Annotated in this window: 14 protein-coding genes, 2 tRNA genes, 3 rRNA genes and 1 other annotated feature; of the genes, 2 read left to right on the top strand and 17 right to left on the bottom strand. The window is 43.4% G+C overall.

Annotated features, from left to right (window positions below; translation table 11 throughout):
- Nucleotides 1–63 precede the first annotated feature (63 nt).
- From serS to pdxS, 3 genes are all read right to left on the bottom strand, one after another.
- Nucleotides 64–1338 carry a serine--tRNA ligase gene (serS, locus tag NSS80_RS00095; RefSeq protein ID WP_024426746.1) on the bottom strand — a complete coding sequence of 425 codons (1275 nt, stop codon included), beginning with the start codon at nt 1336–1338 and terminating at the stop codon, nt 64–66.
- Between the two features lie 49 nt (nt 1339–1387).
- Nucleotides 1388–1604: a binding site (T-box leader), on the bottom strand.
- A 53-nt stretch (nt 1605–1657) separates the two neighbouring features.
- Nucleotides 1658–2248: a pyridoxal 5'-phosphate synthase glutaminase subunit PdxT gene (gene pdxT / locus NSS80_RS00090; RefSeq protein WP_041115178.1), complete on the bottom strand. Its 591-nt coding sequence runs from the start codon at nt 2246–2248 to the stop codon at nt 1658–1660.
- Between the two features lie 20 nt (nt 2249–2268).
- Nucleotides 2269–3153: a pyridoxal 5'-phosphate synthase lyase subunit PdxS gene (gene pdxS / locus NSS80_RS00085; RefSeq protein WP_039175840.1), complete on the bottom strand. Its 885-nt coding sequence runs from the start codon at nt 3151–3153 to the stop codon at nt 2269–2271.
- Between the two features lie 246 nt (nt 3154–3399).
- Here pdxS and NSS80_RS00080 point away from each other — a divergent pair, with 246 nt between their 5' ends.
- Nucleotides 3400–4878 carry a PLP-dependent aminotransferase family protein gene (locus NSS80_RS00080; protein WP_041115180.1) on the top strand — a complete coding sequence of 493 codons (1479 nt, stop codon included), beginning with the start codon at nt 3400–3402 and terminating at the stop codon, nt 4876–4878.
- 42 nt (nt 4879–4920) lie between these two features.
- On the opposite strand, the gene NSS80_RS00075 is transcribed toward NSS80_RS00080, so the two are convergent.
- Together NSS80_RS00075 and guaB are read right to left on the bottom strand one after the other, a co-directional pair.
- On the bottom strand, nt 4921–6246 hold the full coding sequence (locus NSS80_RS00075) for a D-alanyl-D-alanine carboxypeptidase family protein (protein WP_041115182.1): 1326 nt from the start codon (nt 6244–6246) through the stop codon (nt 4921–4923).
- 160 nt (nt 6247–6406) lie between these two features.
- A complete protein-coding gene (guaB, locus tag NSS80_RS00070; RefSeq protein WP_024426749.1) occupies nt 6407–7873 on the bottom strand; it encodes an IMP dehydrogenase in 1467 nt (488 codons plus the stop codon).
- A gap of 121 nt (nt 7874–7994) precedes the next feature.
- On the opposite strand from guaB, the gene NSS80_RS00065 reads away from it, so the two are divergent.
- Entirely contained in the window at nt 7995–8963 is a 969-nt protein-coding gene (locus NSS80_RS00065; protein ID WP_041115184.1) for a YaaC family protein, read from the top strand.
- Between the two features lie 11 nt (nt 8964–8974).
- Here the strand turns inward: NSS80_RS00065 and rrf are convergent.
- From rrf to dnaA, 12 genes are all read right to left on the bottom strand, one after another.
- Nucleotides 8975–9090, bottom strand: a 5S ribosomal RNA gene (gene rrf / locus NSS80_RS00060).
- 61 nt (nt 9091–9151) lie between these two features.
- Nucleotides 9152–12082, bottom strand: a 23S ribosomal RNA gene (locus NSS80_RS00055).
- 98 nt (nt 12083–12180) lie between these two features.
- A tRNA-Ala gene (locus NSS80_RS00050) sits at nt 12181–12256 on the bottom strand.
- A 14-nt stretch (nt 12257–12270) separates the two neighbouring features.
- Nucleotides 12271–12347, bottom strand: a tRNA-Ile gene (locus NSS80_RS00045).
- A 95-nt stretch (nt 12348–12442) separates the two neighbouring features.
- A 16S ribosomal RNA gene (locus NSS80_RS00040) occupies nt 12443–13991 on the bottom strand.
- Together the 16S, 23S and 5S rRNA genes with 2 tRNA genes alongside form the textbook arrangement of a ribosomal RNA operon.
- 364 nt (nt 13992–14355) lie before the next feature.
- Nucleotides 14356–16860, bottom strand: a complete 2505-nt coding sequence (gene gyrA / locus NSS80_RS00035) for a DNA gyrase subunit A (RefSeq protein WP_034283649.1) — start codon at nt 16858–16860, stop codon at nt 14356–14358.
- Between the two features lie 232 nt (nt 16861–17092).
- Nucleotides 17093–19009 (bottom strand): DNA topoisomerase (ATP-hydrolyzing) subunit B, encoded by a 1917-nt coding sequence (gene gyrB, locus NSS80_RS00030; RefSeq protein WP_041118480.1) that lies wholly within the window; start codon nt 19007–19009, stop codon nt 17093–17095.
- 57 nt (nt 19010–19066) lie between these two features.
- Nucleotides 19067–19312 carry an extracellular matrix/biofilm biosynthesis regulator RemA family protein gene (locus NSS80_RS00025; protein WP_034283648.1) on the bottom strand — a complete coding sequence of 82 codons (246 nt, stop codon included), beginning with the start codon at nt 19310–19312 and terminating at the stop codon, nt 19067–19069.
- Nucleotides 19313–19329: 17 nt separating this feature from the next.
- Nucleotides 19330–20442 carry a DNA replication/repair protein RecF gene (gene recF / locus NSS80_RS00020; protein WP_041105878.1) on the bottom strand — a complete coding sequence of 371 codons (1113 nt, stop codon included), beginning with the start codon at nt 20440–20442 and terminating at the stop codon, nt 19330–19332.
- Between the two features lie 16 nt (nt 20443–20458).
- A complete protein-coding gene (yaaA, locus tag NSS80_RS00015; RefSeq protein WP_008360916.1) occupies nt 20459–20674 on the bottom strand; it encodes a S4 domain-containing protein YaaA in 216 nt (71 codons plus the stop codon).
- A gap of 150 nt (nt 20675–20824) precedes the next feature.
- Complete coding sequence (dnaN, locus tag NSS80_RS00010; RefSeq protein ID WP_317222426.1) at nt 20825–21961, bottom strand: DNA polymerase III subunit beta; 1137 nt, start codon at nt 21959–21961, stop codon at nt 20825–20827.
- A gap of 196 nt (nt 21962–22157) precedes the next feature.
- Complete coding sequence (dnaA, locus tag NSS80_RS00005) at nt 22158–23498, bottom strand: chromosomal replication initiator protein DnaA (RefSeq protein WP_024424073.1); 1341 nt, start codon at nt 23496–23498, stop codon at nt 22158–22160.

The raw sequence follows: 23498 nt of genomic DNA, 5'->3' as shown, positions 1-23498 counted from the left end.
TCGGCTAAATTCAGGAAAACTGTAGGACTTTTGGTAAAAAGAAAAAGATGCCTTGACGGCATCTTATTTCATCACTTCTTTATTTCCCATATAAGGACGCAGTACTTCAGGAATGATTACTGTGCCGTCCTCTTGTTGATAGTTTTCTAAAATAGCCGCTACGGTTCTTCCTACCGCTAATCCAGATCCATTTAATGTGTGGACATGTTCTGGCTTCGCTTTAGGTTCTGGACGGAAACGAATGTTTGCACGTCTTGCTTGGAATGCTTCGAAGTTACTGCAAGAAGAAATTTCACGGTACGTATTCTGGCTCGGAATCCACACTTCGATATCGTATTTCTTCGCAGCTGTGAATCCTAAATCTCCCGTACACATGCTCATGACACGGTATGGAAGGTTCAATAGCTGAAGAACTTTTTCTGCTTGATTTGTTAGTTTCTCTAATTCTTCATAAGAATCTTCTGGTCTGACAAATTTAACAAGCTCTACCTTGTTAAATTGATGCTGACGGATGAGTCCGCGTGTATCTCTTCCGGCAGATCCTGCTTCTGATCTAAAGCAAGCACTGAATGCTGCATAGTTGATTGGCAGCTGTTCACCTTCGAGAATTTCGTCACGATGCATGTTCGTAATTGGCACTTCAGCTGTTGGAATGAGGAAGTAATCTTCTTCACGTATTTTAAAGGCATCCTCTTCGAACTTTGGAAGCTGCCCAGTTCCTGTCATGCTTGCTCTGTTGACCATATAAGGTGGAAGCACTTCAGTAAAACCAAACTCATCCACATGTAAATCAAGCATAAAGTTATACAATGCGCGTTCTAAGCGTGCGCCAAGCCCTTTATAAAAAACGAAACGGCTTCCTGTCACTTTTCCTGCACGTTCAAAATCAAGGATTTTTAGCTCATCAGCTACGTCCCAATGTGGTTTTGGTTCAAATGAGAAGGCTGGCTGTTCGCCCCATTTTCTCACTTCCACGTTGTCGTCTTCTGTTTCACCAACTGGTACAGAGTCATGGGGGATATTTGGAATTGAGAACAGGATGTGCTGCAGGCTTTCTTCTACTGTTCTTAGCTCATCATCCAGCTTCTTGATCTCATCTCCTACCTCACGCATTTCTTGAATAATGTGATCGGCGTCTTTCTTTTCTCTTTTTAGAACGGCCACTTGCTGTGATACTTCATTTCTTCGGCTCTTTAATTCTTCTGTTTTCCCGATTAATTCTCTTCTTTTTTGATCTAGCTCACCAAACTTATCAAAATCCGCTAAATCTTCGCCTCGGTGTGCTAATTTTTCTTTGATTTGATCAAAGTCCGTGCGCAGTTGTTTAATATCCAGCATGTGTAACACTCCTTTTTTTATCGAAAAATAAAAAGAGCCCTCATCCCATGAAAGGGACGAGAGCTCTCGCGTTGCCACCCTGATTGAAAACATGCAAAGGCATGCTTTCCTCTTTCCTCTGTAACGGTATCACCGTAAATGCTTACTTCTCTAGTTTCAGCATTTCGCTCAAGGATGGATTCAGAATGCATCTTTCACCGATTCTCACCAACCATCGGCTCTCTGAGAAAGAGGGGCTTCTTACTATTTCCCGTCAACGCTTTTTCGATCTTTGATTGTGATTTTAATGTACTATAAGTTTTATCTCTTTTCAACCGTTTTATACAGCAAGCTTCGTTTTGTAGGACTTCACCATGTCTACAAACAGCTGTGTTAACCGGTGATCGTCTGTCAGCTCTGGATGAAAGGAGCAGCCTAAGATATTGTTTTCTTTCGCCATCACAATCTTGCCATCATATTCAGCCATGATTTCTACGTCATCATTTGCGCTGATGATATGAGGCGCACGGATGAATACCCCTGTAAACGGCGCATCCAGTCCTTTTACTTCTAAATCTGCTTCAAAGCTGTCTACCTGTCTGCCAAAAGAATTCCGTGCAACAGATACATTTAACAGTCCAAGATGAGCATCTTCTCGATCTTCGATATGCTTTGCCAGCATAATCAAACCGGCACATGTCCCGAAAATCGGTTTCCCTTGAGCAGCGAACGCTTTGATCGGGTCAATGAATTGGTACGTATCCATGAGTCTTCTCATCGTCGTACTTTCTCCACCAGGGATAATCAAACCGTCAACGGATTTTAGCTCTTCTACACGTTTGATGATCTTTCCTTCTGCGCCGCAGGCTTCAATCGATTGAATATGCTCTCTCACCGCTCCTTGAAGCCCTAGTACACCAATTGTCAGCATGTTCGTTTGCGCTCCCTTAATTACCAGCCACGCTCTTGCATACGTTCTTCTGGCAGTAGATTTGAAATTTCAATTCCTTTCATAGCTGTTCCAAGCTCTTTTGAAAGTTCTGCAATGAGACGGTAATCAGTGTAATGAGTCGTTGCTTCAACAATTGCTTTTGCAAATTTAGCTGGATTGTCTGATTTGAAAATACCAGATCCGACAAATACACCGTCTGCGCCAAGCTGCATCATTAACGCAGCATCTGCTGGTGTCGCAACGCCTCCTGCTGCAAAGTTCACAACTGGCAGCTTGCCGTCTCTTTTGATTTGCAGCAATAATTCATAAGGCGCGCCAAGATTCTTGGCTTCTGTCATCAGTTCATCTTCACTCATAGCCGATACTTTACGAATCTGAGCATTGACCTTTCTCATATGACGAACAGCTTCTACGATGTTGCCTGTCCCAGGTTCTCCTTTTGTGCGAAGCATAGAAGCGCCTTCTGCGATACGGCGGGTTGCCTCACCTAAATCGCGGCATCCACAGACAAAAGGTACTGTGTATTCATTTTTATTTAAATGGAATTCCTCATCTGCGGGCGTCAGCACTTCACTCTCATCGATATAATCAACACCAAGTGCTTCAAGAACACGAGCCTCGACGATGTGGCCGATACGTGCTTTTGCCATGACTGGAATCGTTACTGCATTTTGTACTTCCTCTACGATTCTTGGGTCTGCCATACGGGCAACACCGCCTGCAGCACGGATATCAGCTGGTACTCGTTCTAGTGCCATGACTGCCACTGCACCTGCTTCTTCTGCAATTTTTGCCTGCTCCGCATTGACGACATCCATAATGACGCCGCCCTTTTGCATTTCTGCCATTCCACGTTTCACTCGTTCAGTTCCCTTATTGCTCACAATAGTTTCCTCCCATTTGTCTATTCGATTCATTCAACATCTTTATCATACAAGCGAGGAAGTATAACAATAAAGAGAATAGTATAACAATTCAATCAGCCGATAAAAAAGAATAAATCCTTGTATATAAAGGGTTTTCAGCTAAATACATGTCATTTTCTCTATCAAGTGAGATTTACATGCTATAATGCAACTATAACAATTAAAAATTATGTATAACAATTTTGCATTCAATGGAGGGGTTTCATGCATATTGATATCCATCGACATTCTGATACATCTCTTTCAAATCAAATTTACTTTTCAATCATCGATCACATTCAATCGGGTTTGCTTCAGCAAGGAGAAAAGCTGCCAACTGTCCGTGATTTAGCTAAACAGCTCAATGTGAGTCTTGTCACGGCAGCTAAGGCATACACCCGATTAAAAGACGACGGATACTTAACGACGGTGCAAGGTAAAGGAACTTTTGTGAATGAGCAGCAAGAGCAGACAGAGACCCCGGTTCCATCATCTACCTCTTTCGATTGGCAGTTGTCGATTCCAGATTATTTACCACGGTCTCAATTCGCTCAGTATCACTATGTCGAAGAAGCCATTAACCTTTCTTCCTCTATGATCGATCCAGGGCTTTTGCCAAACCGGTATTTAGAAAAAGAAATGCAGCATGTACTAGCCAGACATCCTCAAATCATGTCGAAGTATGGAGAAATACAAGGTGATCTTCAGCTGCGACAAGTCATTCAGTCCTTTTTAGAAAAGTTGGATGTGCCCTCTACACCTGAAAATATCCTTGTAACAAGTGGTTCTCAGCAAGGGCTTGATTTGGTGGCACGTACGTTTATTGGGCCGGATGATGTAGTTGTCATGGAAGCACCGACCTATCCCGGGGCCATTGATGTCTTTATGGGCAGAGGAGCAAGAATCATTACCGTCCCTGTCGATCATGAAGGAATGAACATGAAGCAGCTTCAAAGCATTTGTGATAAATATAAACCGAAGCTCATCTATACGATTCCTACTTTCCACAGTCCAACAGGGGCCAGTATGTCGATGAAGCGTAGAAAACAGCTTCTCCTACTGGCTCAAAGCATTGATTGTCTCATTGTAGAAGATGACCCTTACCGTGAGCTTTATTTTGAAAAGAAGCCGCCAGCACCTATTAAAAGCTTGGACCATGATGGACATGTCATTTATTTACGAGGATTAAGTAAAACACTGGCTCCAGGATGCAGAATAGGGATTATCACAGCGTCAGGCTCGATATTTAACCGTTTATTAGCTGCAAAGGCCAATAATGACTTAGGCAGCCCTCTCCTCACACAAAAGGCCATATTACCGTTTCTGACATCGAAGAAAATGATTGATCATACGAAGAAGCTAAGAACCGCCTTGAAAGTGAGACGCGATTTGATGATGGATGTGTTAACGAAGCATGCACCGAAAGATGTAACGTGGCAAATTCCACAGGGCGGTCTCAATTTATGGCTCAGCTTTCCTTCCTGGGTCGATACACGAGCACTGTTGCATGAAGCACGTAAGCAGCAAATTACCTTTTTGCCTGGCTCTGTCTGCTATCCTGGAGAGCCGAAACAGAATTATATCCGCCTCAGCTTTTCTTATGTGAATGAAAAAGCACTGGCCGAGGGCGTGGAAAAGTTATGTGGTATTTTTCAGCAAGCCTTGTCCACTCCTCAAAATCAGAAGCAATCGCTCTTCTTTTAACGATAAAAAAACTGCTCTCATGTATAGAGAGCAGTTTTTTTATTAGAACCAGCCTTTTACTGTGTCAACGATTCCACCCCAAATGCCAGCGAAGAATCCACCTACACCACGCATTGCAAGGATGAACCAGTTTGCTTTTTCATCGCTTGTTTTCGTCACAAGCTCAACACCTGATTGGTCTTTATTTAAATAGCCGTAGTCCTTCTCATCACCAGAATAAGAAGTCGTCAGCATGCCAACCTTCGTTCCTTTTTTAATAGGAGCTTCTAGTTTCTTTTTCTCGATATTTACTTTTGCTTTATAGCTCTTTTCGTCACCATTTTTTACTGGCACAGAAAATGCTTCTTTCGTCACAACAGGTACTTCTTTATCTTTGCCTTTATCCACTTCGATGTTTTCATGTCCTTTAATTTGTTGACCTTTTTTGTACATTTCTTTCATCTTGAAGTTTTTAAACGCATAGTCGAACAGTTTTTTTGCCACGTCGAAACGTGCTGTATGAAGATTACCTTTTGCATTCAAAATAACTGCGATGACACGCATGTCACCTTGTTTTGCTGTACCTGTGAAGCTAGAACCGGCTGAATCTGTAGATCCCGTTTTCAGACCGTCAACACCTTTATATTCCTTCACAAGTCCTTTAAGCATGAAGTTCCAGTTAGGCATGTCCATTTCATCGTCAGTGCCTTCTCTGAACTTTGTTTTCGCAATACTTGCTGTTTCAAGAATTTCTGGATGGTCTTTGATGAGATGCTGTGCAAGCAAAGCCATATCTTTTGCAGATACTTCACTTTCTTCATCAGGACCTGTACCTTTTGGCTGTTGGCCATGTAAGTCTTTATTTTCCAGACCAGTTGCATTCACAAATTTGTAGTTTGTTAAACCAAGTTCTTTTGCTTTTGCGTTCATTTTTTCAACAAACTTCGATTCTGATCCAGCGATCACTTCTGCTAAACCAATCGCTGCTGCATTTGCCGAATAAATAGCCGTTGCTTGATAAAGTTCTTTTACTGTATACGAACCATCTTTTCTCAAAGGAACGTTGGATAAGCTGCGGTCCTGAGAAATTTCGTATACATAATCATCTGGCGTATACTTTTGATCCCATTTCACTTTTCCTTCAGCAATTGCCTCTAGTAATAGATACTCTGTCATCATTTTTGCCATACTTGCAATAGGCAGTCTTTGATCTGCGTTTTTACTATAAAGAATTTTACCTGTAGAAGCTTCAATAAGGATCGCTGCTTTCGCATTCACACTGAATGGATCTTCAGCAGCTTTTGCTTTGGACATTGGTGTAAATGCTGTAACAATCAATGCCAATGCAAGGATAGAGACCATAAGCTGTTTCATCATCTTGCTGTTCAATCGTCATACCTCCGTATTCATCTTTTTTCGACGTTTTTCATATATATGTAATCCACAAGGGCTTATCTCAACACAACAGTATAAATTTTATCACAATAAAGACAAAAAAAATAGACAGAGTCATAGACCCTGTCAAATGTAATTTGATTGTCACAATTTATCAAGAAATTGTGTAGTTTGGTGATTCTTTTGTAATTTGTACATCATGTGGATGACTCTCACGAAGTCCTGCACCCGTCATACGAATGAATTGTGCTTCTTCTCTAAGAGTGCGTAAATCTTGCGTTCCACAATAGCCCATACCAGAACGAATACCGCCAACTAGTTGATACACTGTATCAACGACTGGCCCTTTGTATGGTGTACGGCCTTCGATACCTTCAGGAACGAATTTTTTATTATCTTCTTGGAAGTAACGATCTTTACTTCCTTTTTCCATTGCAGCGACAGAACCCATACCACGATAAACTTTGAAACGTCTACCTTGGAAAATTTCTGTTTCTCCTGGGCTTTCAGATGTACCAGCTAGAAGGCTTCCCAGCATAACAGCATGTCCGCCAGATGCTAATGCTTTCACGATATCACCTGAATATTTAATTCCACCATCTGCAATAATAGCTTTACCATGTTTTCTTGCTTCTGTTGCACAGTCATAGATCGCTGTGATTTGTGGTACACCGACACCTGCAACAACACGTGTTGTACAAATAGATCCTGGTCCGATACCGACTTTCACAATATCTGCTCCTGCTTCAAACAATGCTTTTGTTGCTTCAGCTGTTGCAACATTACCAGCAATGATGTTAAGAGAAGGATACGTTTCACGGATTTTCGATACAGTGTTTAGAACACCTTGAGAATGACCGTGTGCTGTATCAATGACAATGACATCTACATTGGCTTCGACTAATTTTTTCACACGTGTCATTGTATCGCCAGTGACACCAACAGCGGCACCAACAATTAAACGGCCATGTGCATCTTTAGAGGAGTTAGGGAATTCAATCACTTTTTCAATATCTTTGATTGTGATAAGACCTTTTAACGTTCCTTCGTCATCTAAAAGAGGTAATTTTTCAATCTTGTACTGCTGTAGGATTTTTTCAGCTTCTTCTAATGTTGTACCAACAGAAGCTGTCACAAGTTCCTCTTTTGTCATCACGTCGCTAATCTTCATTGAATAATCCGAAATAAAACGAAGGTCACGGTTCGTAATAATACCAACAAGCTTTTGGTCTTGTTCGTTGTTGACAATCGGCACACCTGAAATACGGTATTTACCCATCAAATGCTCTGCATCAAATACTTGATGCTCTGGTGTTAAGAAGAATGGATTTGTAATAACGCCGCGCTCTGAACGTTTTACTTTATCCACCTGTTCTGCTTGCTGTTCAATGGACATGTTCTTATGAATAATACCAAGACCACCTTGACGTGCCATTGCAATCGCCATTTGTGATTCCGTCACTGTGTCCATTCCCGCACTGATAATTGGAATGTTTAGCTTTAATGTGCTTGTTAGCTCCACTGATAAATCGACATCACGCGGAAGTACTTCAGACTTTGCTGGAACAAGCAAAACATCGTCAAACGTCAAACCTTCTTTTGAAAATTTACTTTCCCACATTAGTAAATCCCCCTCTTTTCGGCAAAATATTATATGTAGATTATCAACTAGCAAACAGCATGTCAAGGAAGCAACAAACAGTTGCAATTTTTAGAAAATATAAAGAGAGTTGAGGAAGAAGATGAAAAGTTCAGGATGGAAGGATTTAAAACGTTTTTACTCGCTCGAAACCTCCCAAAAGTTTCTATTTCAACAATATGAGAAACGCAACATTCAAGATGCAAACCAGCAAGCCTATAAAAACTGTGAACGATTTATTTACTTTCTAAAACATGGCCATACGTTCTATGAACAGGCAGCGATCGCGCCTCTAGAACTTAAACCCATTTTATTGTTTTATGGAATGGCACAGCTGCTTAAAGCATGTTTGCTGACAGTGGATCCCCATTATCCTTCTCAAACCTCTGTTTTAGCTCATGGCGTAACATCGAGAAAGAGAAAGAAACAGCATTACCGTTTTAGTGAAGATGAGGTGAAAATCCAAAGAAATGGGCTATGTATGCATGTGTTAAAGCATCTATTTCAATTAAATGGTCTTGAAGATGAACGATTTACGATGATCCATCTCCTGTCTAAAATACCTGAAATGAGTCATATTCTTGAGTTTCAAAAGCAGCCCTCGACTTTAGTTAAAGTAGAAAAGGCTAATGGAATGATGATTCAAGATCATATTCCATTACTTTATAACATGTCTGCTGAACGCTTTATTGAATACTTTGAGTTTCATACAAGCTGGAAACTCAAACAGAGAGAGGCTAAAAAACTGACGTTTGATATATTTCTTGAAGAAAACCCAGCACTTGCTACTCATCTTCATTATGATTTAGAAATGGATCAATGGTTTATACCCTCAACACGAGATGCTTTTCTAGGGATTCCTGAAATCATCAGCCATTACTTATTGATGTATAACCTTAGTATGATTGCCCGCTACGAAACAGAATGGTGGTACGAGCTGCTGTCTCAATACATTAGCGATGATTACGTCATGATTGAACGCTACATGGAGATTGCAGAAGAGAAGTTCCCAGCATACATCATGATGCTGTTAGAAGAAAACACAAAAAAGACCAGTTCCGACTGGAACTGATCCTAATAGAAGCTTGGCGGCGTCCTACTCTCACAGGGGGAAACCCCCAACTACCATCGGCGCTGAAGAGCTTAACTTCCGTGTTCGGTATGGGAACGGGTGTGACCTCTTCGCTATCGCCACCAAACCTGATGGAGAGAATGTTCTCTCAAAACTAGATAACAATGTTCATGCTTCACATTAGAATATAGGTTAAGTCCTCGATCTATTAGTATCTGTCAGCTCCACGTGTCACCACGCTTCCACCTCAGACCTATCAACCTGATCATCTTTCAGGGATCTTACTTCCTTGCGGAATGGGAAATCTCATCTTGAGGGGGGCTTCATGCTTAGATGCTTTCAGCACTTATCCCGTCCGCACATAGCTACCCAGCGATGCCCTTGGCAGAACAACTGGTACACCAGCGGTGCGTCCATCCCGGTCCTCTCGTACTAAGGACAGCTCCTCTCAAATTTCCTGCGCCCGCGACGGATAGGGACCGAACTGTCTCACGACGTTCTGAACCCAGCTCGCGTACCGCTTTAATGGGCGAACAGCCCAACCCTTGGGACCGACTACAGCCCCAGGATGCGATGAGCCGACATCGAGGTGCCAAACCTCCCCGTCGATGTGGACTCTTGGGGGAGATAAGCCTGTTATCCCCGGGGTAGCTTTTATCCGTTGAGCGATGGCCCTTCCATGCGGAACCACCGGATCACTAAGCCCGACTTTCGTCCCTGCTCGACTTGTAGGTCTCGCAGTCAAGCTCCCTTGTGCCTTTACACTCTGCGAATGATTTCCAACCATTCTGAGGGAACCTTTGGGCGCCTCCGTTACATTTTAGGAGGCGACCGCCCCAGTCAAACTGCCCACCTGACACTGTCTCCCTGCCCGATAAGGGCAGCGGGTTAGAAGGTCAATACAGCCAGGGTAGTATCCCACCGATGCCTCCACCGAAGCTAGCGCTCCGGTTTCCAAGGCTCCTACCTATCCTGTACAAGCTGTACCAACATTCAATATCAGGCTGCAGTAAAGCTCCACGGGGTCTTTCCGTCCTGTCGCGGGTAACCTGCATCTTCACAGGTACTATAATTTCACCGAGTCTCTCGTTGAGACAGTGCCCAGATCGTTGCGCCTTTCGTGCGGGTCGGAACTTACCCGACAAGGAATTTCGCTACCTTAGGACCGTTATAGTTACGGCCGCCGTTTACTGGGGCTTCAATTCGCACCTTCGCTTACGCTAAGCGCTCCTCTTAACCTTCCAGCACCGGGCAGGCGTCAGCCCCTATACTTCGCCTTACGGCTTCGCAGAGACCTGTGTTTTTGCTAAACAGTCGCCTGGGCCTATTCACTGCGGCTTCTCGGGGCTTTAACACCCTAAGAAGCACCCCTTCTCCCGAAGTTACGGGGTCATTTTGCCGAGTTCCTTAACGAGAGTTCTCTCGATCACCTTAGGATTCTCTCCTCGCCTACCTGTGTCGGTTTGCGGTACGGGCACCTCTCACCTCGCTAGAGGCTTTTCTTGGCAGTGTGGAATCAGGAACTTCGCTACTAAATTTCGCTCGCCATCACAGCTCAGCCTTTACGGGAAACGGATTTGCCTATTTCCCAGCCTAACTGCTTGGACGCGGATATCCAATACCGCGCTTACCCTATCCTCCTGCGTCCCCCCATTGCTCAAATGGTGAGGAGGTGGTACAGGAATATCAACCTGTTGTCCATCGCCTACGCCTTTCGGCCTCGGCTTAGGTCCCGACTAACCCTGAGCGGACGAGCCTTCCTCAGGAAACCTTAGGCATTCGGTGGACGGGATTCTCACCCGTCTTTCGCTACTCATACCGGCATTCTCACTTCTAAGCGCTCCACCAGTCCTTCCGGTCTGGCTTCACAGCCCTTAGAACGCTCTCCTACCACTGTTCGTCAGAACAGTCCGCAGCTTCGGTGATACGTTTAGCCCCGGTACATTTTCGGCGCAGAGTCACTCGACCAGTGAGCTATTACGCACTCTTTAAATGGTGGCTGCTTCTAAGCCAACATCCTGGTTGTCTAAGCAACTCCACATCCTTTTCCACTTAACGTATACTTTGGGACCTTAGCTGGCGGTCTGGGCTGTTTCCCTTTCGACTACGGATCTTATCACTCGCAGTCTGACTCCCAAGGATAAGTCATCGGCATTCGGAGTTTGACTGAATTCGGTAACCCGGTAGGGGCCCCTAGTCCAATCAGTGCTCTACCTCCGAGACTCTTACCTTGAGGCTAGCCCTAAAGCTATTTCGGAGAGAACCAGCTATCTCCAGGTTCGATTGGCATTTCACCCCTACCCACACCTCATCCCCGCACTTTTCAACGTGCGTGGGTTCGGGCCTCCATTCAGTGTTACCTGAACTTCACCCTGGACATGGGTAGATCACCTGGTTTCGGGTCTACGACCACGTACTCATGCGCCCTATTCAGACTCGCTTTCGCTGCGGCTCCGCATCTTCTGCTTAACCTTGCACGGGATCGTAACTCGCCGGTTCATTCTACAAAAGGCACGCCATCACCCGTTAACGGGCTCTGACTACTTGTAGGCACACGGTTTCAGGATCTATTTCACTCCCCTTCCGGGGTGCTTTTCACCTTTCCCTCACGGTACTGGTTCACTATCGGTCACTAGGGAGTATTTAGCCTTGGGAGATGGTCCTCCCGGATTCCGACGGAATTTCACGTGTTCCGCCGTACTCAGGATCCACTCTGGAGAGAACGACATTTCAGTTACAGGGCTGTTACCTTCTTTGGCGGGCCTTTCCAGACCTCTTCGCTTATATCATTCCTTTGTAACTCCGTATAGAGTGTCCTACAACCCCAAGAGGCAAGCCTCTTGGTTTGGGCTGTTCCCGTTTCGCTCGCCGCTACTCAGGGAATCGCATTTGCTTTCTCTTCCTCCGGGTACTTAGATGTTTCAGTTCCCCGGGTATGCCTTCTCATACTCTATGTATTCAAGTATGGATACTACTCCATTACGAGCAGTGGGTTTCCCCATTCGGAAATCTCCGGATCAAAGCTTGCTTACAGCTCCCCGAAGCATATCGGTGTTCGTCCCGTCCTTCATCGGCTCCTAGTGCCAAGGCATCCACCGTGCGCCCTTTCTAACTTAACCATTTCTTACTTTAGAAAGAATCACTATGTGTGATGAACTTTGCATTGCATTCAATGTGAATGTATTACTTATTGTTATCTAGTTTTCAAAGAACACGTTGGTGGAGCCTAGCGGGATCGAACCGCTGACCTCCTGCGTGCAAGGCAGGCGCTCTCCCAGCTGAGCTAAGGCCCCGATTTAATAGAAGATGGTGGGCCTGAGTGGACTCGAACCACCGACCTCACGCTTATCAGGCGTGCGCTCTAACCAGCTGAGCTACAGGCCCATCTTTCATATCGAAGATATGATGTTGTAGGATCTTTTGCAAGTTCCTTCAAAACTAAACAAGACGAAAACGTACGCTGCTCCATATATCCTTAGAAAGGAGGTGATCCAGCCGCACCTTCCGATACGGCTACCTTGTTACGACTTCACCCCAATCATCTGCCCCACCTTCGGCGGCTGGCTCCATAAAGGTTACCTCACCGACTTCGGGTGTTGCAAACTCTCGTGGTGTGACGGGCGGTGTGTACAAGGCCCGGGAACGTATTCACCGCGGCATGCTGATCCGCGATTACTAGCGATTCCAGCTTCACGCAGTCGAGTTGCAGACTGCGATCCGAACTGAGAACAGATTTATGGGATTGGCTAAACCTTGCGGTCTTGCAGCCCTTTGTTCTGTCCATTGTAGCACGTGTGTAGCCCAGGTCATAAGGGGCATGATGATTTGACGTCATCCCCACCTTCCTCCGGTTTGTCACCGGCAGTCACCTTAGAGTGCCCAACTGAATGCTGGCAACTAAGATCAAGGGTTGCGCTCGTTGCGGGACTTAACCCAACATCTCACGACACGAGCTGACGACAACCATGCACCACCTGTCACTCTGTCCCCGAAGGGAAAGCCCTATCTCTAGGGTTGTCAGAGGATGTCAAGACCTGGTAAGGTTCTTCGCGTTGCTTCGAATTAAACCACATGCTCCACCGCTTGTGCGGGCCCCCGTCAATTCCTTTGAGTTTCAGTCTTGCGACCGTACTCCCCAGGCGGAGTGCTTAATGCGTTAGCTGCAGCACTAAGGGGCGGAAACCCCCTAACACTTAGCACTCATCGTTTACGGCGTGGACTACCAGGGTATCTAATCCTGTTCGCTCCCCACGCTTTCGCTCCTCAGCGTCAGTTACAGACCAGAGAGTCGCCTTCGCCACTGGTGTTCCTCCACATCTCTACGCATTTCACCGCTACACGTGGAATTCCACTCTCCTCTTCTGCACTCAAGTTTCCCAGTTTCCAATGACCCTCCCCGGTTGAGCCGGGGGCTTTCACATCAGACTTAAGAAACCGCCTGCGAGCCCTTTACGCCCAATAATTCCGGACAACGCTTGCCACCTACGTATTACCGCGGCTGCTGGCACGTAGTTAGCCGTGGCTTTCTGGTTAGGTACCGTCAAGGTGCGAGCAGTTACTCTCGCACTTGTTCTTCCCTAACAACAGAGCTTTACGATCCGAAAACCTTCATCACTCACGCGGCGTTGCTCCGTCAGACTTTCGTCCATTGCGGAAGATTCCCTACTGCTGCCTCCCGTAGGAGTCTGGGCCGTGTCTCAGTCCCAGTGTGGCCGATCACCCTCTCAGGTCGGCTACGCATCGTCGCCTTGGTGAGCCATTACCCCACCAACTAGCTAATGCGCCGCGGGTCCATCTGTAAGTGACAGCCGAAACCGTCTTTCATCCTTGAACCATGCGGTTCAAGGAACTATCCGGTATTAGCTCCGGTTTCCCGGAGTTATCCCAGTCTTACAGGCAGGTTACCCACGTGTTACTCACCCGTCCGCCGCTAACATCCGGGAGCAAGCTCCCTTCTGTCCGCTCGACTTGCATGTATTAGGCACGCCGCCAGCGTTCGTCCTGAGCCAGGATCAAACTCTCCGAAAAAATACAAAACCGAAGTTTTGCTTTTCGCCAGTTTGACTGACTACCTATGAAGTTTCATAGGATTTTTTTATAAAAACTCGAATTAACAGGTACGTTTTGTCTTGTTTAGTTTTCAAAGAACTTGTTTGTCACTCTCTTAAAGCGACCACTTAAATATATCATATATCTCTATCAACAGTCAACATTTTTCTTGAAAAACATTTTATTTTTTTAAGAAGTTTCCACTGTAACAGAGATAAAAAATAGAGCCTCTTTTTGCTCCTTTGAAAGATTAACACATATCTATGAAAAAAGCATTATAAATTTCAAAAAAACTCATGTTTTTTTAGAAAAAAATAAAGCCGGTGAAAAACCGGCTTTATTTTTACTCAGATTGCTCTTGATCTGACTCTATAGTTTCTACGTTTTCTTCAGAATTCTCTTCATCATCTTCTTGTGATTGTTCAACTAATGCCACTGTAGCGACATGTTCATCATCACCTAGACGGATCAGGCGGACACCTTGAGTGACTCGACCTGTTGTTGAAATGTCTGAAACGGCCATACGAATGATCACACCGCTTCCTGTAATAATCATCAAGTCCTCTTCAGCTTCAGCATTCGTCGCCTTCACTGCGACAAGCGGACCATTGTTGTCAGTGATTTTACATGTTTTAAGACCTTTACCGCCCCGACTTTGAACACGGTATTCTTTTTCAGGTGTTAACTTACCATATCCTTTTTCGGTGACAATCAATACGTTTGCATCTGGCTCAAGGATTTCCATCCCAACGACGATGTCATCTTCAGAAAGCGTAATTCCTTTCACGCCAGCTGCCGTACGCCCCATTTCACGAACATCTGTCTCGTCGAAACGAATCAGCATACCTTTTTTCGTTCCAATGATGATTTGTTTTTCTCCATTGGTTAAACGGACAGCCATCAGTTCATCTTCGTCACGAAGACTTAATGCGATAAGTCCATTGTTTCGAATGTTGGCAAACTGAGACAATGAAGTTCGTTTTGATACACCATGTCTTGTTGTAAAGAAGAGATACGAATCTTCATCAAATTCGCTTACTGGAATAATGGCATTAATCCACTCTCCCTTTTCTACTTCAAGCAGGTTAATAATCGGAATCCCTTTCGCTGTCCGTCCGAATTCAGGAATCTCATATCCCTTCGCACGATAGACCTTCCCTTTATTAGAGAAGAAGAGGATCGTATCATGGGTAGATGTTGAAATCAGCTGTTCTACGAAATCATCCTCATTGGTTCCCATTCCCTGAACACCTTTACCGCCTCTTTTTTGACTGCGGTATGTTGATGCAGGCAGACGCTTGATATAACCATTATGAGTCAGCGTAATCACGATGTTCTCAACAGGAATCAAATCTTCGTCTTCAATTGTTTCAATACCTGCTGTCACAATTTCAGTACGGCGCGTATCATTGAAACGTTCTTTGATTTCTGTTAATTCTTCTCTAATGATTTCAAGAACTTTTTCATTGTCTGCTAAAATGGCTTTCAACTCAGCAATCAAATCAACAAGCCCTTTGTATTCTTCTTCTATCTTTTCTCTTTCCAAACCAGTTAAGCGCTGAAGACGCATATCAAGAATGGCCTGTGCTTGTTTTTCGGACAAGCTATAGTTCTCCATTAAGCCATTTCTCGCGATTTCAGCAGTTTGAGAGCTTCTAATTAATGCAATGACTTCATCTAAGTGGTCAAGAGCGATTCTTAAACCTTCTAGAATATGAGCTCTTGCTTCAGCTTTACGAAGTTCATATGCTGTTCTTCTGCGAATAATCACTTTTTGATGCTCTAGATAATATTCAAGACATTGTTTGAGGGACAAGACTTTAGGCTGTCCATCGACAAGTGCCAATAAGTTGATTCCAAATGATGTTTGGAGTGTCGTTTGTTTATAAAGATTGTTTAATAGAACGTGGGCGTTCGCATCTCTTCGCAGTTCAATCACAATCCGCATTCCATTACGATCAGACTCGTCACGCAGATCTGTAATGCCATCGATCTTTTTATCGCGCACAAGATCAGCGATTTTTTCGATCAAACGGGCTTTGTTGACCTGATATGGAATTTCATTGATGACAATCCGCTGCTTACCGCTGGATGTTTCTTCGATGATAGACTTAGCACGTAATGTAATAGAGCCCCGGCCTGTTTCATATGCCTTACGGATTCCGCTTCGGCCAATGATTTGTCCCGCAGTTGGGAAGTCTGGTCCTGGAATGATCTCCATTAGTTCCTGTGTTGTCATTTCTGGACTTTGACTAATTGCCAGTACACCATCAATCACTTCACCTAGCTGGTGAGGCGGAATGTTGGTTGCCATCCCTACAGCGATACCTGTTGCCCCGTTGACTAATAAGTTCGGGAAACGAGCAGGCATGACGATTGGTTCTCTTTCACTGCCATCGTAGTTATCTTGATAATCAATCGTATCCTTGGTGATATCACGAAGGATTTCCATTGAAATTTTAGATAGACGCGCCTCAGTATAACGCATTGCTGCTGCACTGTCTCCATCGACAGAACCAAAGTTTCCGTGTCCTTCAACCAGCATATTTCGATAGTTGAAGTCTTGCGCCATACGAACCATCGCTTCGTATACAGCGCTGTCACCGTGAGGGTGGTACTTACCGATAACTTCTCCAACGATACGTGCAGATTTCTTAAATGGTTTATCACTTGTCATACCTAGGTCATTCATCGCATACAAAATTCTTCGATGCACGGGCTTCAATCCATCTCGCACATCTGGTAATGCACGCGAAACAATAACACTCATTGCATAATCTAAAAAGGACGTACGCATTTCTTGACTAATATTCACTTCGCGTACATTTGGTGTATGTTGTTCACTCACTATAAGAACCTCCCTTTACGTATCACATGAAATAAATTATGTGGGAGTAAAATATGTATTTATCTTCACAAGACTATTCTTCATTATATCAATAATCTCGGCTTTATACACATTAATTTACTAGAAAATCAACGAAAACACGGAAAACCAGGACATTCGTTTCACACCCCTGTTTCTTGAAAAACAACCTTATTCCAAACAAGAAATAAGGTTGTTCTCAGGAGGGATTCATCTAAATATCAAGGTTTTTCACGTATTGTGCATTTTCTTCGATAAAGTTCCGTCTCGGCTCTACTTTATCTCCCATCAGCATTTCAAATGTCTCATCAGCATCGATCGCATCCTCAAGTGTGACTTGAAGAAGTGTTCTCGCATCAGGGTCCATTGTTGTTTCCCAAAGCTGAGTAGCATTCATCTCTCCAAGACCTTTATAACGCTGAAGTCCAGGCTTTGGTGTTTGAGGTAGTGATTTTAACAGCTCATCCAGCTGTTTATCGTTATACACGTACTCCACACGTTTTCCTTGCTGCACTTTATATAAAGGCGGCTGCGCAATATACACATAACCGTTTTCAATGATTTGACGCATGTAACGATAAAAGAATGTTAAGAGAAGCGTTCGGATATGCGCTCCATCTACATCGGCATCTGTCATGATCACAACTTTGTGATAGCGTGCTTTCTCTAAAGTGAAGTCTTCTCCAATTCCAGTTCCTAACGCTGTAATCATTGCACGAACCTCGTTGTTCGATAAAATTTTATCTAAACGAGCTTTTTCTACGTTTAGGATCTTCCCTCTTAACGGTAAGATCGCTTGGAAGTGACGATCACGGCCTTGCTTAGCAGATCCGCCCGCAGAATCTCCCTCTACAATATAGAGCTCAGAGATGGAAGGATCTTTAGAAGAACAGTCCGCCAGTTTCCCAGGTAAGCTGGAGACTTCCAGCGCACTTTTACGTCTTGTCAGCTCACGAGCCTTTTTGGCAGCCATTCTTGCACGAGCTGCCATCAGTCCTTTTTCCACAATTTTTTTCGCAGAATCAGGATTTTCAAGCAAGAATTTCTCAAGTGCTTCTGAGAAAAGGGAGTCTGTGATGGTTCTCGCTTCTGAGTTCCCAAGCTTTGTCTTCGTTTGCCCTTCGAATTGAGGGTCTGGATGTTTGATGGAGATAATGGCTGTTAAGCCTTCTCGCACATCTTCACCACTTAAATTCGCATCCCCATCTTTGAATACGCCATTTTTACGAGCATAGTCATTGATGACACGCGTTAGACCGGTTTTAAAACCAGCTTCGTGTGTTCCGCCTTCATACGTGTTGATATTGTTGGCGAAGGAATAGATATTGCTTGTATAGGAATCGTTATATTGTAATGCTACTTCAACTGTGATTCCGTCTTTCTCACCTTCGATGTACACAGGTTCTTCATGAACGACTTCTTTTGAGCGGTTTAAATGTTCTACATAGCTCTTAATACCGCCTTCGTAGCAGTATTCATTTCTCCGCTCTTTGCCTTCACGCAAGTCTTCTATGATGATATTTACACCTTTTGTTAAGAAAGCTAACTCACGAACACGGTTAGCAAGTGTATCGTAATCAAATTCAATGGTTTCCGTGAAAATTTCTGGATCTGGCACAAAGTGGGTTGTTGTCCCGGTTACATCTGTTTCACCAATAACCTCTAAATCTCCCACTGGAACACCGCGTTTGAACTGCTGATAATGAATTTTTCCGTCACGGTATACGGTCACGTCTAAGGTAGTAGATAATGCATTTACAACAGATGCCCCTACACCATGCAGACCGCCAGATACTTTATAACCGCTGCCGTCAAATTTACCGCCAGCGTGAAGAACAGTCATAATGACCTCTACGGCAGGACGCCCCATTTTCTCATGAATTCCAACAGGAATCCCGCGGCCATTATCTTTTACTGTAATGCTGTTATCCTTTTCAATTTGCACTGTAATGTCTGTACAATAACCAGCTAATGCCTCATCAATACTGTTGTCGACAATTTCCCATACAAGATGGTGAAGTCCTTTTGCATTGGTTGACCCAATGTACATTCCTGGACGTTTTCTAACAGCTTCTAGTCCTTCAAGCACCTGTATCTGATTTTCATCATAACTATTATGTTGCTGTTCCATTGCCACGTACATTCACCTACACTTTTCTTAAACGATATATTTATATGAATTGAGCTTTTAGACTTCAATTTCAATCACAAACGAAGCACGTTTTTTGAGCGTGCTTGAGGAAAGAGGAGAGTAATAAACAGACTCAGTTGTGACGACAATGGATTTGGGTGTCCCTTGTGATAACGAAATGATATGTTTCTCCTGTTTTTGTAGAAATTCTTCTACAACAGAAGACGACCTCATTTTGTAATCAACAATTGCGACAATCTCTCGTGTAGAAACAACACAATCATCACCTAAATGAATATACAAGACTCACACCTCATTTATCAGTCAATTACTTTTCCACTGGCTACTCTGAAAATTTCCGCTTCTTTCAGGGTGGCGTGATCGATGCCTTCAACACTTGTTGTGGTGACGAAGGTCTGTACTCGCCCCTGAATGGTATGGAGCAAATGAGACTGTCTGTAATCATCAAGTTCAGATAACACATCATCAAGTAGAAGAATAGGATATTCTCCGATTTCTTCATGTATCAGATCAATTTCTGCCAGCTTTAGTGAAAGAGCTGTTGTTCTTTGCTGCCCTTGAGAGCCATATGTCTGAACATCCCGACCATTCACAAAGAAAAGCAGGTCATCTCTGTGAGGTCCCCACAGTGTCACCCCTCGGTCGATTTCTCTCTCTCTTAGTTTCTGAAACGATTCTTCATAGCTATTCTTTATTTTCGACAAGTCTGACGCTTCTGATACCTCTATTGCCGTCTGGTATTGGAGCGTAAGTGTTTCTAGCTCTCTAGAAATCCCAAAATGCAGCGGCTGCGCCCATTTTTCGAGCTGTTTCGTAAAAGTCAGTCGTCTTTTGACCACTTTCGCTGCCGCATCAATCAACTGCTCTGTTAAAATCTCCAGCATCGCTTGATCCGATTGCTTTCTTGTCTGCAATTGTTTCAAGTAATGATTCCGCTGAGAAAGGATTTTTTGATAGAGCGATAAATCATGCAAGTAGACAGCAGAAACTTGTCCAATCTCCATGTCGAGGAATCTTCTGCGGATTTGCGGGCTGCCCTTCACAAGACTTAAGTCCTCTGGCGCAAACATGATGGTGTTTAACGCACCAACATAATGACTGAGCTTCTGTTGTTCAATGTGATTGACCTTGCCCTTTTTCCCTTTTTTTGAGATCACGAGCTGCATTGGGAGTGGACCATTTTTTTTAATAACTCTACCTTCTATTTTAGCATAGTCTTGGTCCCATCGGATAAGTTCTTTATCATTTGACGTACGATGAGACTTTGCCATCGACAATACATAGATCGCTTCCATCAAGTTCGTTTTACCTTGGGCATTCTCACCGATCATGACATTCACCTTATTGTCGAATTGAAGCTCGGTGTGTTCATAGTTTCGGTATGAAGTTAACGCCAGACTTTGAATGTACATGTATTGTCACCCGTTTCTAATTCACAACTTGAAATGTGCCGTAACCTTCAATCTCGACAACATCTCCTGGGTATAGTTTGCGTCCCCGTCTATTATCTGGCTCTTGATTAATGAACACCTCATGTTCACTTAAAAACCATTTCGCCATTCCGCCAGATTGGATGACTTCGGCTAATTTCAAAAACTGCCCTAATGTAATCATTTCTGTTTCAATGGTTATAAGATTAGGCATTGTATCGACCTCTTTCAATATCACTAATATCTAATTGTACTAAAAAACAAGACAAGAAGGAAAGGGGGAAAGCGAACTGGGATGAAAGAAAGCATGGAAAACGAGAAGAAAAGCTGCTGTGCACTCACACAGCAGCCATTTTAGAATGAATTAATACGTTCTTACCGGAAGAATCAATTGCAAGATAGAATCATCATTTGGCGTACGCAGCAGGAACGGTCTCATTGCACCAGTGAAGCTTACATGAATATCTGTTCCCTCTAATACTTTTAACGCATCCAGCATATATTTTGGACTGAAGGAGATTTTAAGATCTTCCCCTTTAATGTCATCTGCTTGAACCGTCTCCACCACTTTACCGATCTCAGGCGAATTAGAAGAGATTTCAAGGCTTTGTTCAGGATCAGCTGACAGTTTCACGACATTATTACGTCCTTCTCTTGCCAAAAGTGATGCACGATCAATGGCCTGAAGGAACTCTTTCGTGTTGACCACGACATCCGTTTTACTTTCTTGCGGGATCAGACGGGCCGTATCTGGATAATTTCCATCCAGCAACCTTGAGAAGAACAGTACGTTTTGTGCTTTAAAAAGAACTTGGGTTTCTGTAATGACGATGCTCACAAGATCTTGTCCATCATCAAGAATTTTACTTAGCTCAGTTAAACTCTTCCCTGGAATCACGACATTATACGAACTTTCCTCGTTAATATCTAACTTCGCTTTTCTTAATGCAAGACGGTGGCTATCCGTTGCTGTGCATATTAATTCACCTTTTTCCACCTTCCAGTTTACACCTGTCAAGATAGGTCGTGTTTCTGAGGTGGACACTGCAAAAACAGTTTGACGAATTAAGTTTTTAAGCAGATCTGTCGGAATTTGAAATGCATGATGCTCTTCAATTTGTGGAAGATGCGGATATTCTTCAGCATCTAAGCCGTTTAAGTTAAATTCCGCTGAACCAGAGCGGATGATCGTCAGGTGATTTTGTTCTACTTCAATTTCGACAGTAGACATAGGCAGTTTCTTTACAATTTCACTAAAGAAGCGAGCTTGAAGCACAATACTTCCCGGACGATCAATGGTGATAACCTCTAAATCTCCATCTCTTTGAGGAATGAAAGATTCAATTGAGATATCAGAATCGCTTCCTGTTAGAGAAACCCCTTCATTAGACGCAACAATTTTAATCCCTGTCAAAATAGGAATCGTTGTTCTAGAGGATACGGCCTTTAATACATCTTGGACACTTTGGACAAGACGATCTTTTTGAATCGTGAATTTCATAGTGGTCCTCCTAAATTTTCTTAATGACATGTATATATATTTTATTAATAAAAATCGTAGAAGTAATAGTAGGGCTTGTGAATATGTGGATAAGTCGAGAAAAAGAAAGGAAAGACAGCCTATCCACATGTGGACAGACTGTGTATGACTATGCTCTAGTTATTCACATTTTCCCGTACTCATTATATCAGCTTGATTATTTTAATTGTTCTTTGATCTCTTTGACATGCTGCTGAAGCTGTTCATCTTCAACAATTAATTTCGAAATCTTCTCATGAGCATGAATGACAGTCGTATGATCACGACCGCCAAATTCTTCTCCGATTTTAGGCAGAGAGGAATCGGTCATTTCTCTAGAGAGGTACATGGCAATTTGTCTTGGATAAGCAACTGACTTTGTACGTTTCTTTGCTTTGAAATCCTCTAATCGAATATTAAATTGCTGCCCTACAATTCTTTGAATATCTTTAATTGTAATGACCTTAGGCTTTGATGAAGGAATGATGTCCTTTAGCGCCTCAGCTGCTAGATCTGCATTAATGTCTTTATTAATTAAAGATGAGTAAGCAACGACACGAATCAAAGCACCCTCCAGCTCACGAATGTTGCTGTCGATTTGATTGGCAATGTACAGCATGACTTCATTTGGAATGTCTAAGCCTTCTGCCTTTGCTTTTTTTCGCAGGATCGCGATACGCGTTTCTAGATCTGGCGGGGTAATGTCTGTAATTAAGCCCCATTCAAATCGAGAGCGTAATCTGTCTTCAAGTGTCGGAATTTCCTTCGGAGGCCGGTCACTTGAAATGACGATTTGCTTACTTTCTTCGTGAAGTGTGTTGAATGTATGGAAAAACTCTTCTTGTGTTTGTTCTTTTCCTGCTAAAAATTGAATATCATCTATCAAAAGCACATCTACATTCCGATAGCGGTTACGGAAGTCGACAGCTTTGTTATCTCGGATTGAGTTGATAAATTCATTAGTAAATTTTTCAGATGATAGATAGACCACTTTGGCTGATGGATTATGGTCGATCACGTAATGACCAATCGCATGCATCAAGTGAGTCTTTCCTAAACCAACGCCCCCATAAATAAAAAGCGGGTTATATGCTTTTGCTGGTGCTTCCGCGACTGCAAGTGAAGCGGCATGAGCAAAACGGTTGCCTGAACCAATAACAAAAGTATCAAATGTATATTTTGGATTCAGCATATTTTGTGGAATGTCAACGGGCTCTTCTTTAGACATTTTTTTGATAGGAGACTTTGGCATGGCTTCCTCTTCATCCTGATTTTGAGGAATAATAAATTTAATGCTGAGCTCTTCACCTGTTAGTTCATAGATGGTATCAGCAATTAAGTGAAGATATCTTGACTCTAGCCAATCTCTAGCAAATTCATTAGGTGCCGTAATTGTAAGCGTATCTCCCTGAAGAGAATGGGCTTTTGTCGATTTCATCCATGTCTCAAAACTGGGTTTGCTCAATTTTGTCTCTATTTTTTGAAGTGCTTTATTCCACAGATCCAAAATATTTTCCAT

The sequence above is a fragment of the Bacillus sp. FSL M8-0350 genome, from assembly GCF_038593345.1.
Lineage (GTDB): Bacteria > Bacillota > Bacilli > Bacillales > Bacillaceae > Bacillus > Bacillus safensis.
Note: the sequence above shows the minus strand (reverse complement) of the source record. Positions and strands in the feature narration are given on the sequence as shown.

Bases quoted from the DNA above. Each gene is read 5' to 3' on its own strand.
- serS (WP_024426746.1), bottom strand. From the start codon at position 1,338: ATGCTGGATATTAAACAACTGCGCACGGACTTTGATCAAATCAAAGAA.
- pdxT (WP_041115178.1), bottom strand. From the start codon at position 2,248: ATGCTGACAATTGGTGTACTAGGGCTTCAAGGAGCGGTGAGAGAGCAT.
- NSS80_RS00080 (WP_041115180.1), top strand. From the start codon at position 3,400: ATGCATATTGATATCCATCGACATTCTGATACATCTCTTTCAAATCAA.
- guaB (WP_024426749.1), bottom strand. From the start codon at position 7,873: ATGTGGGAAAGTAAATTTTCAAAAGAAGGTTTGACGTTTGACGATGTT.
- NSS80_RS00065 (WP_041115184.1), top strand. From the start codon at position 7,995: ATGAAAAGTTCAGGATGGAAGGATTTAAAACGTTTTTACTCGCTCGAA.
- gyrB (WP_041118480.1), bottom strand. From the start codon at position 19,009: ATGGAACAGCAACATAATAGTTATGATGAAAATCAGATACAGGTGCTT.
- recF (WP_041105878.1), bottom strand. From the start codon at position 20,442: ATGTACATTCAAAGTCTGGCGTTAACTTCATACCGAAACTATGAACAC.
- yaaA (WP_008360916.1), bottom strand. From the start codon at position 20,674: ATGCCTAATCTTATAACCATTGAAACAGAAATGATTACATTAGGGCAG.
- dnaN (WP_317222426.1), bottom strand. From the start codon at position 21,961: ATGAAATTCACGATTCAAAAAGATCGTCTTGTCCAAAGTGTCCAAGAT.
- dnaA (WP_024424073.1), bottom strand. From the start codon at position 23,498: ATGGAAAATATTTTGGATCTGTGGAATAAAGCACTTCAAAAAATAGAG.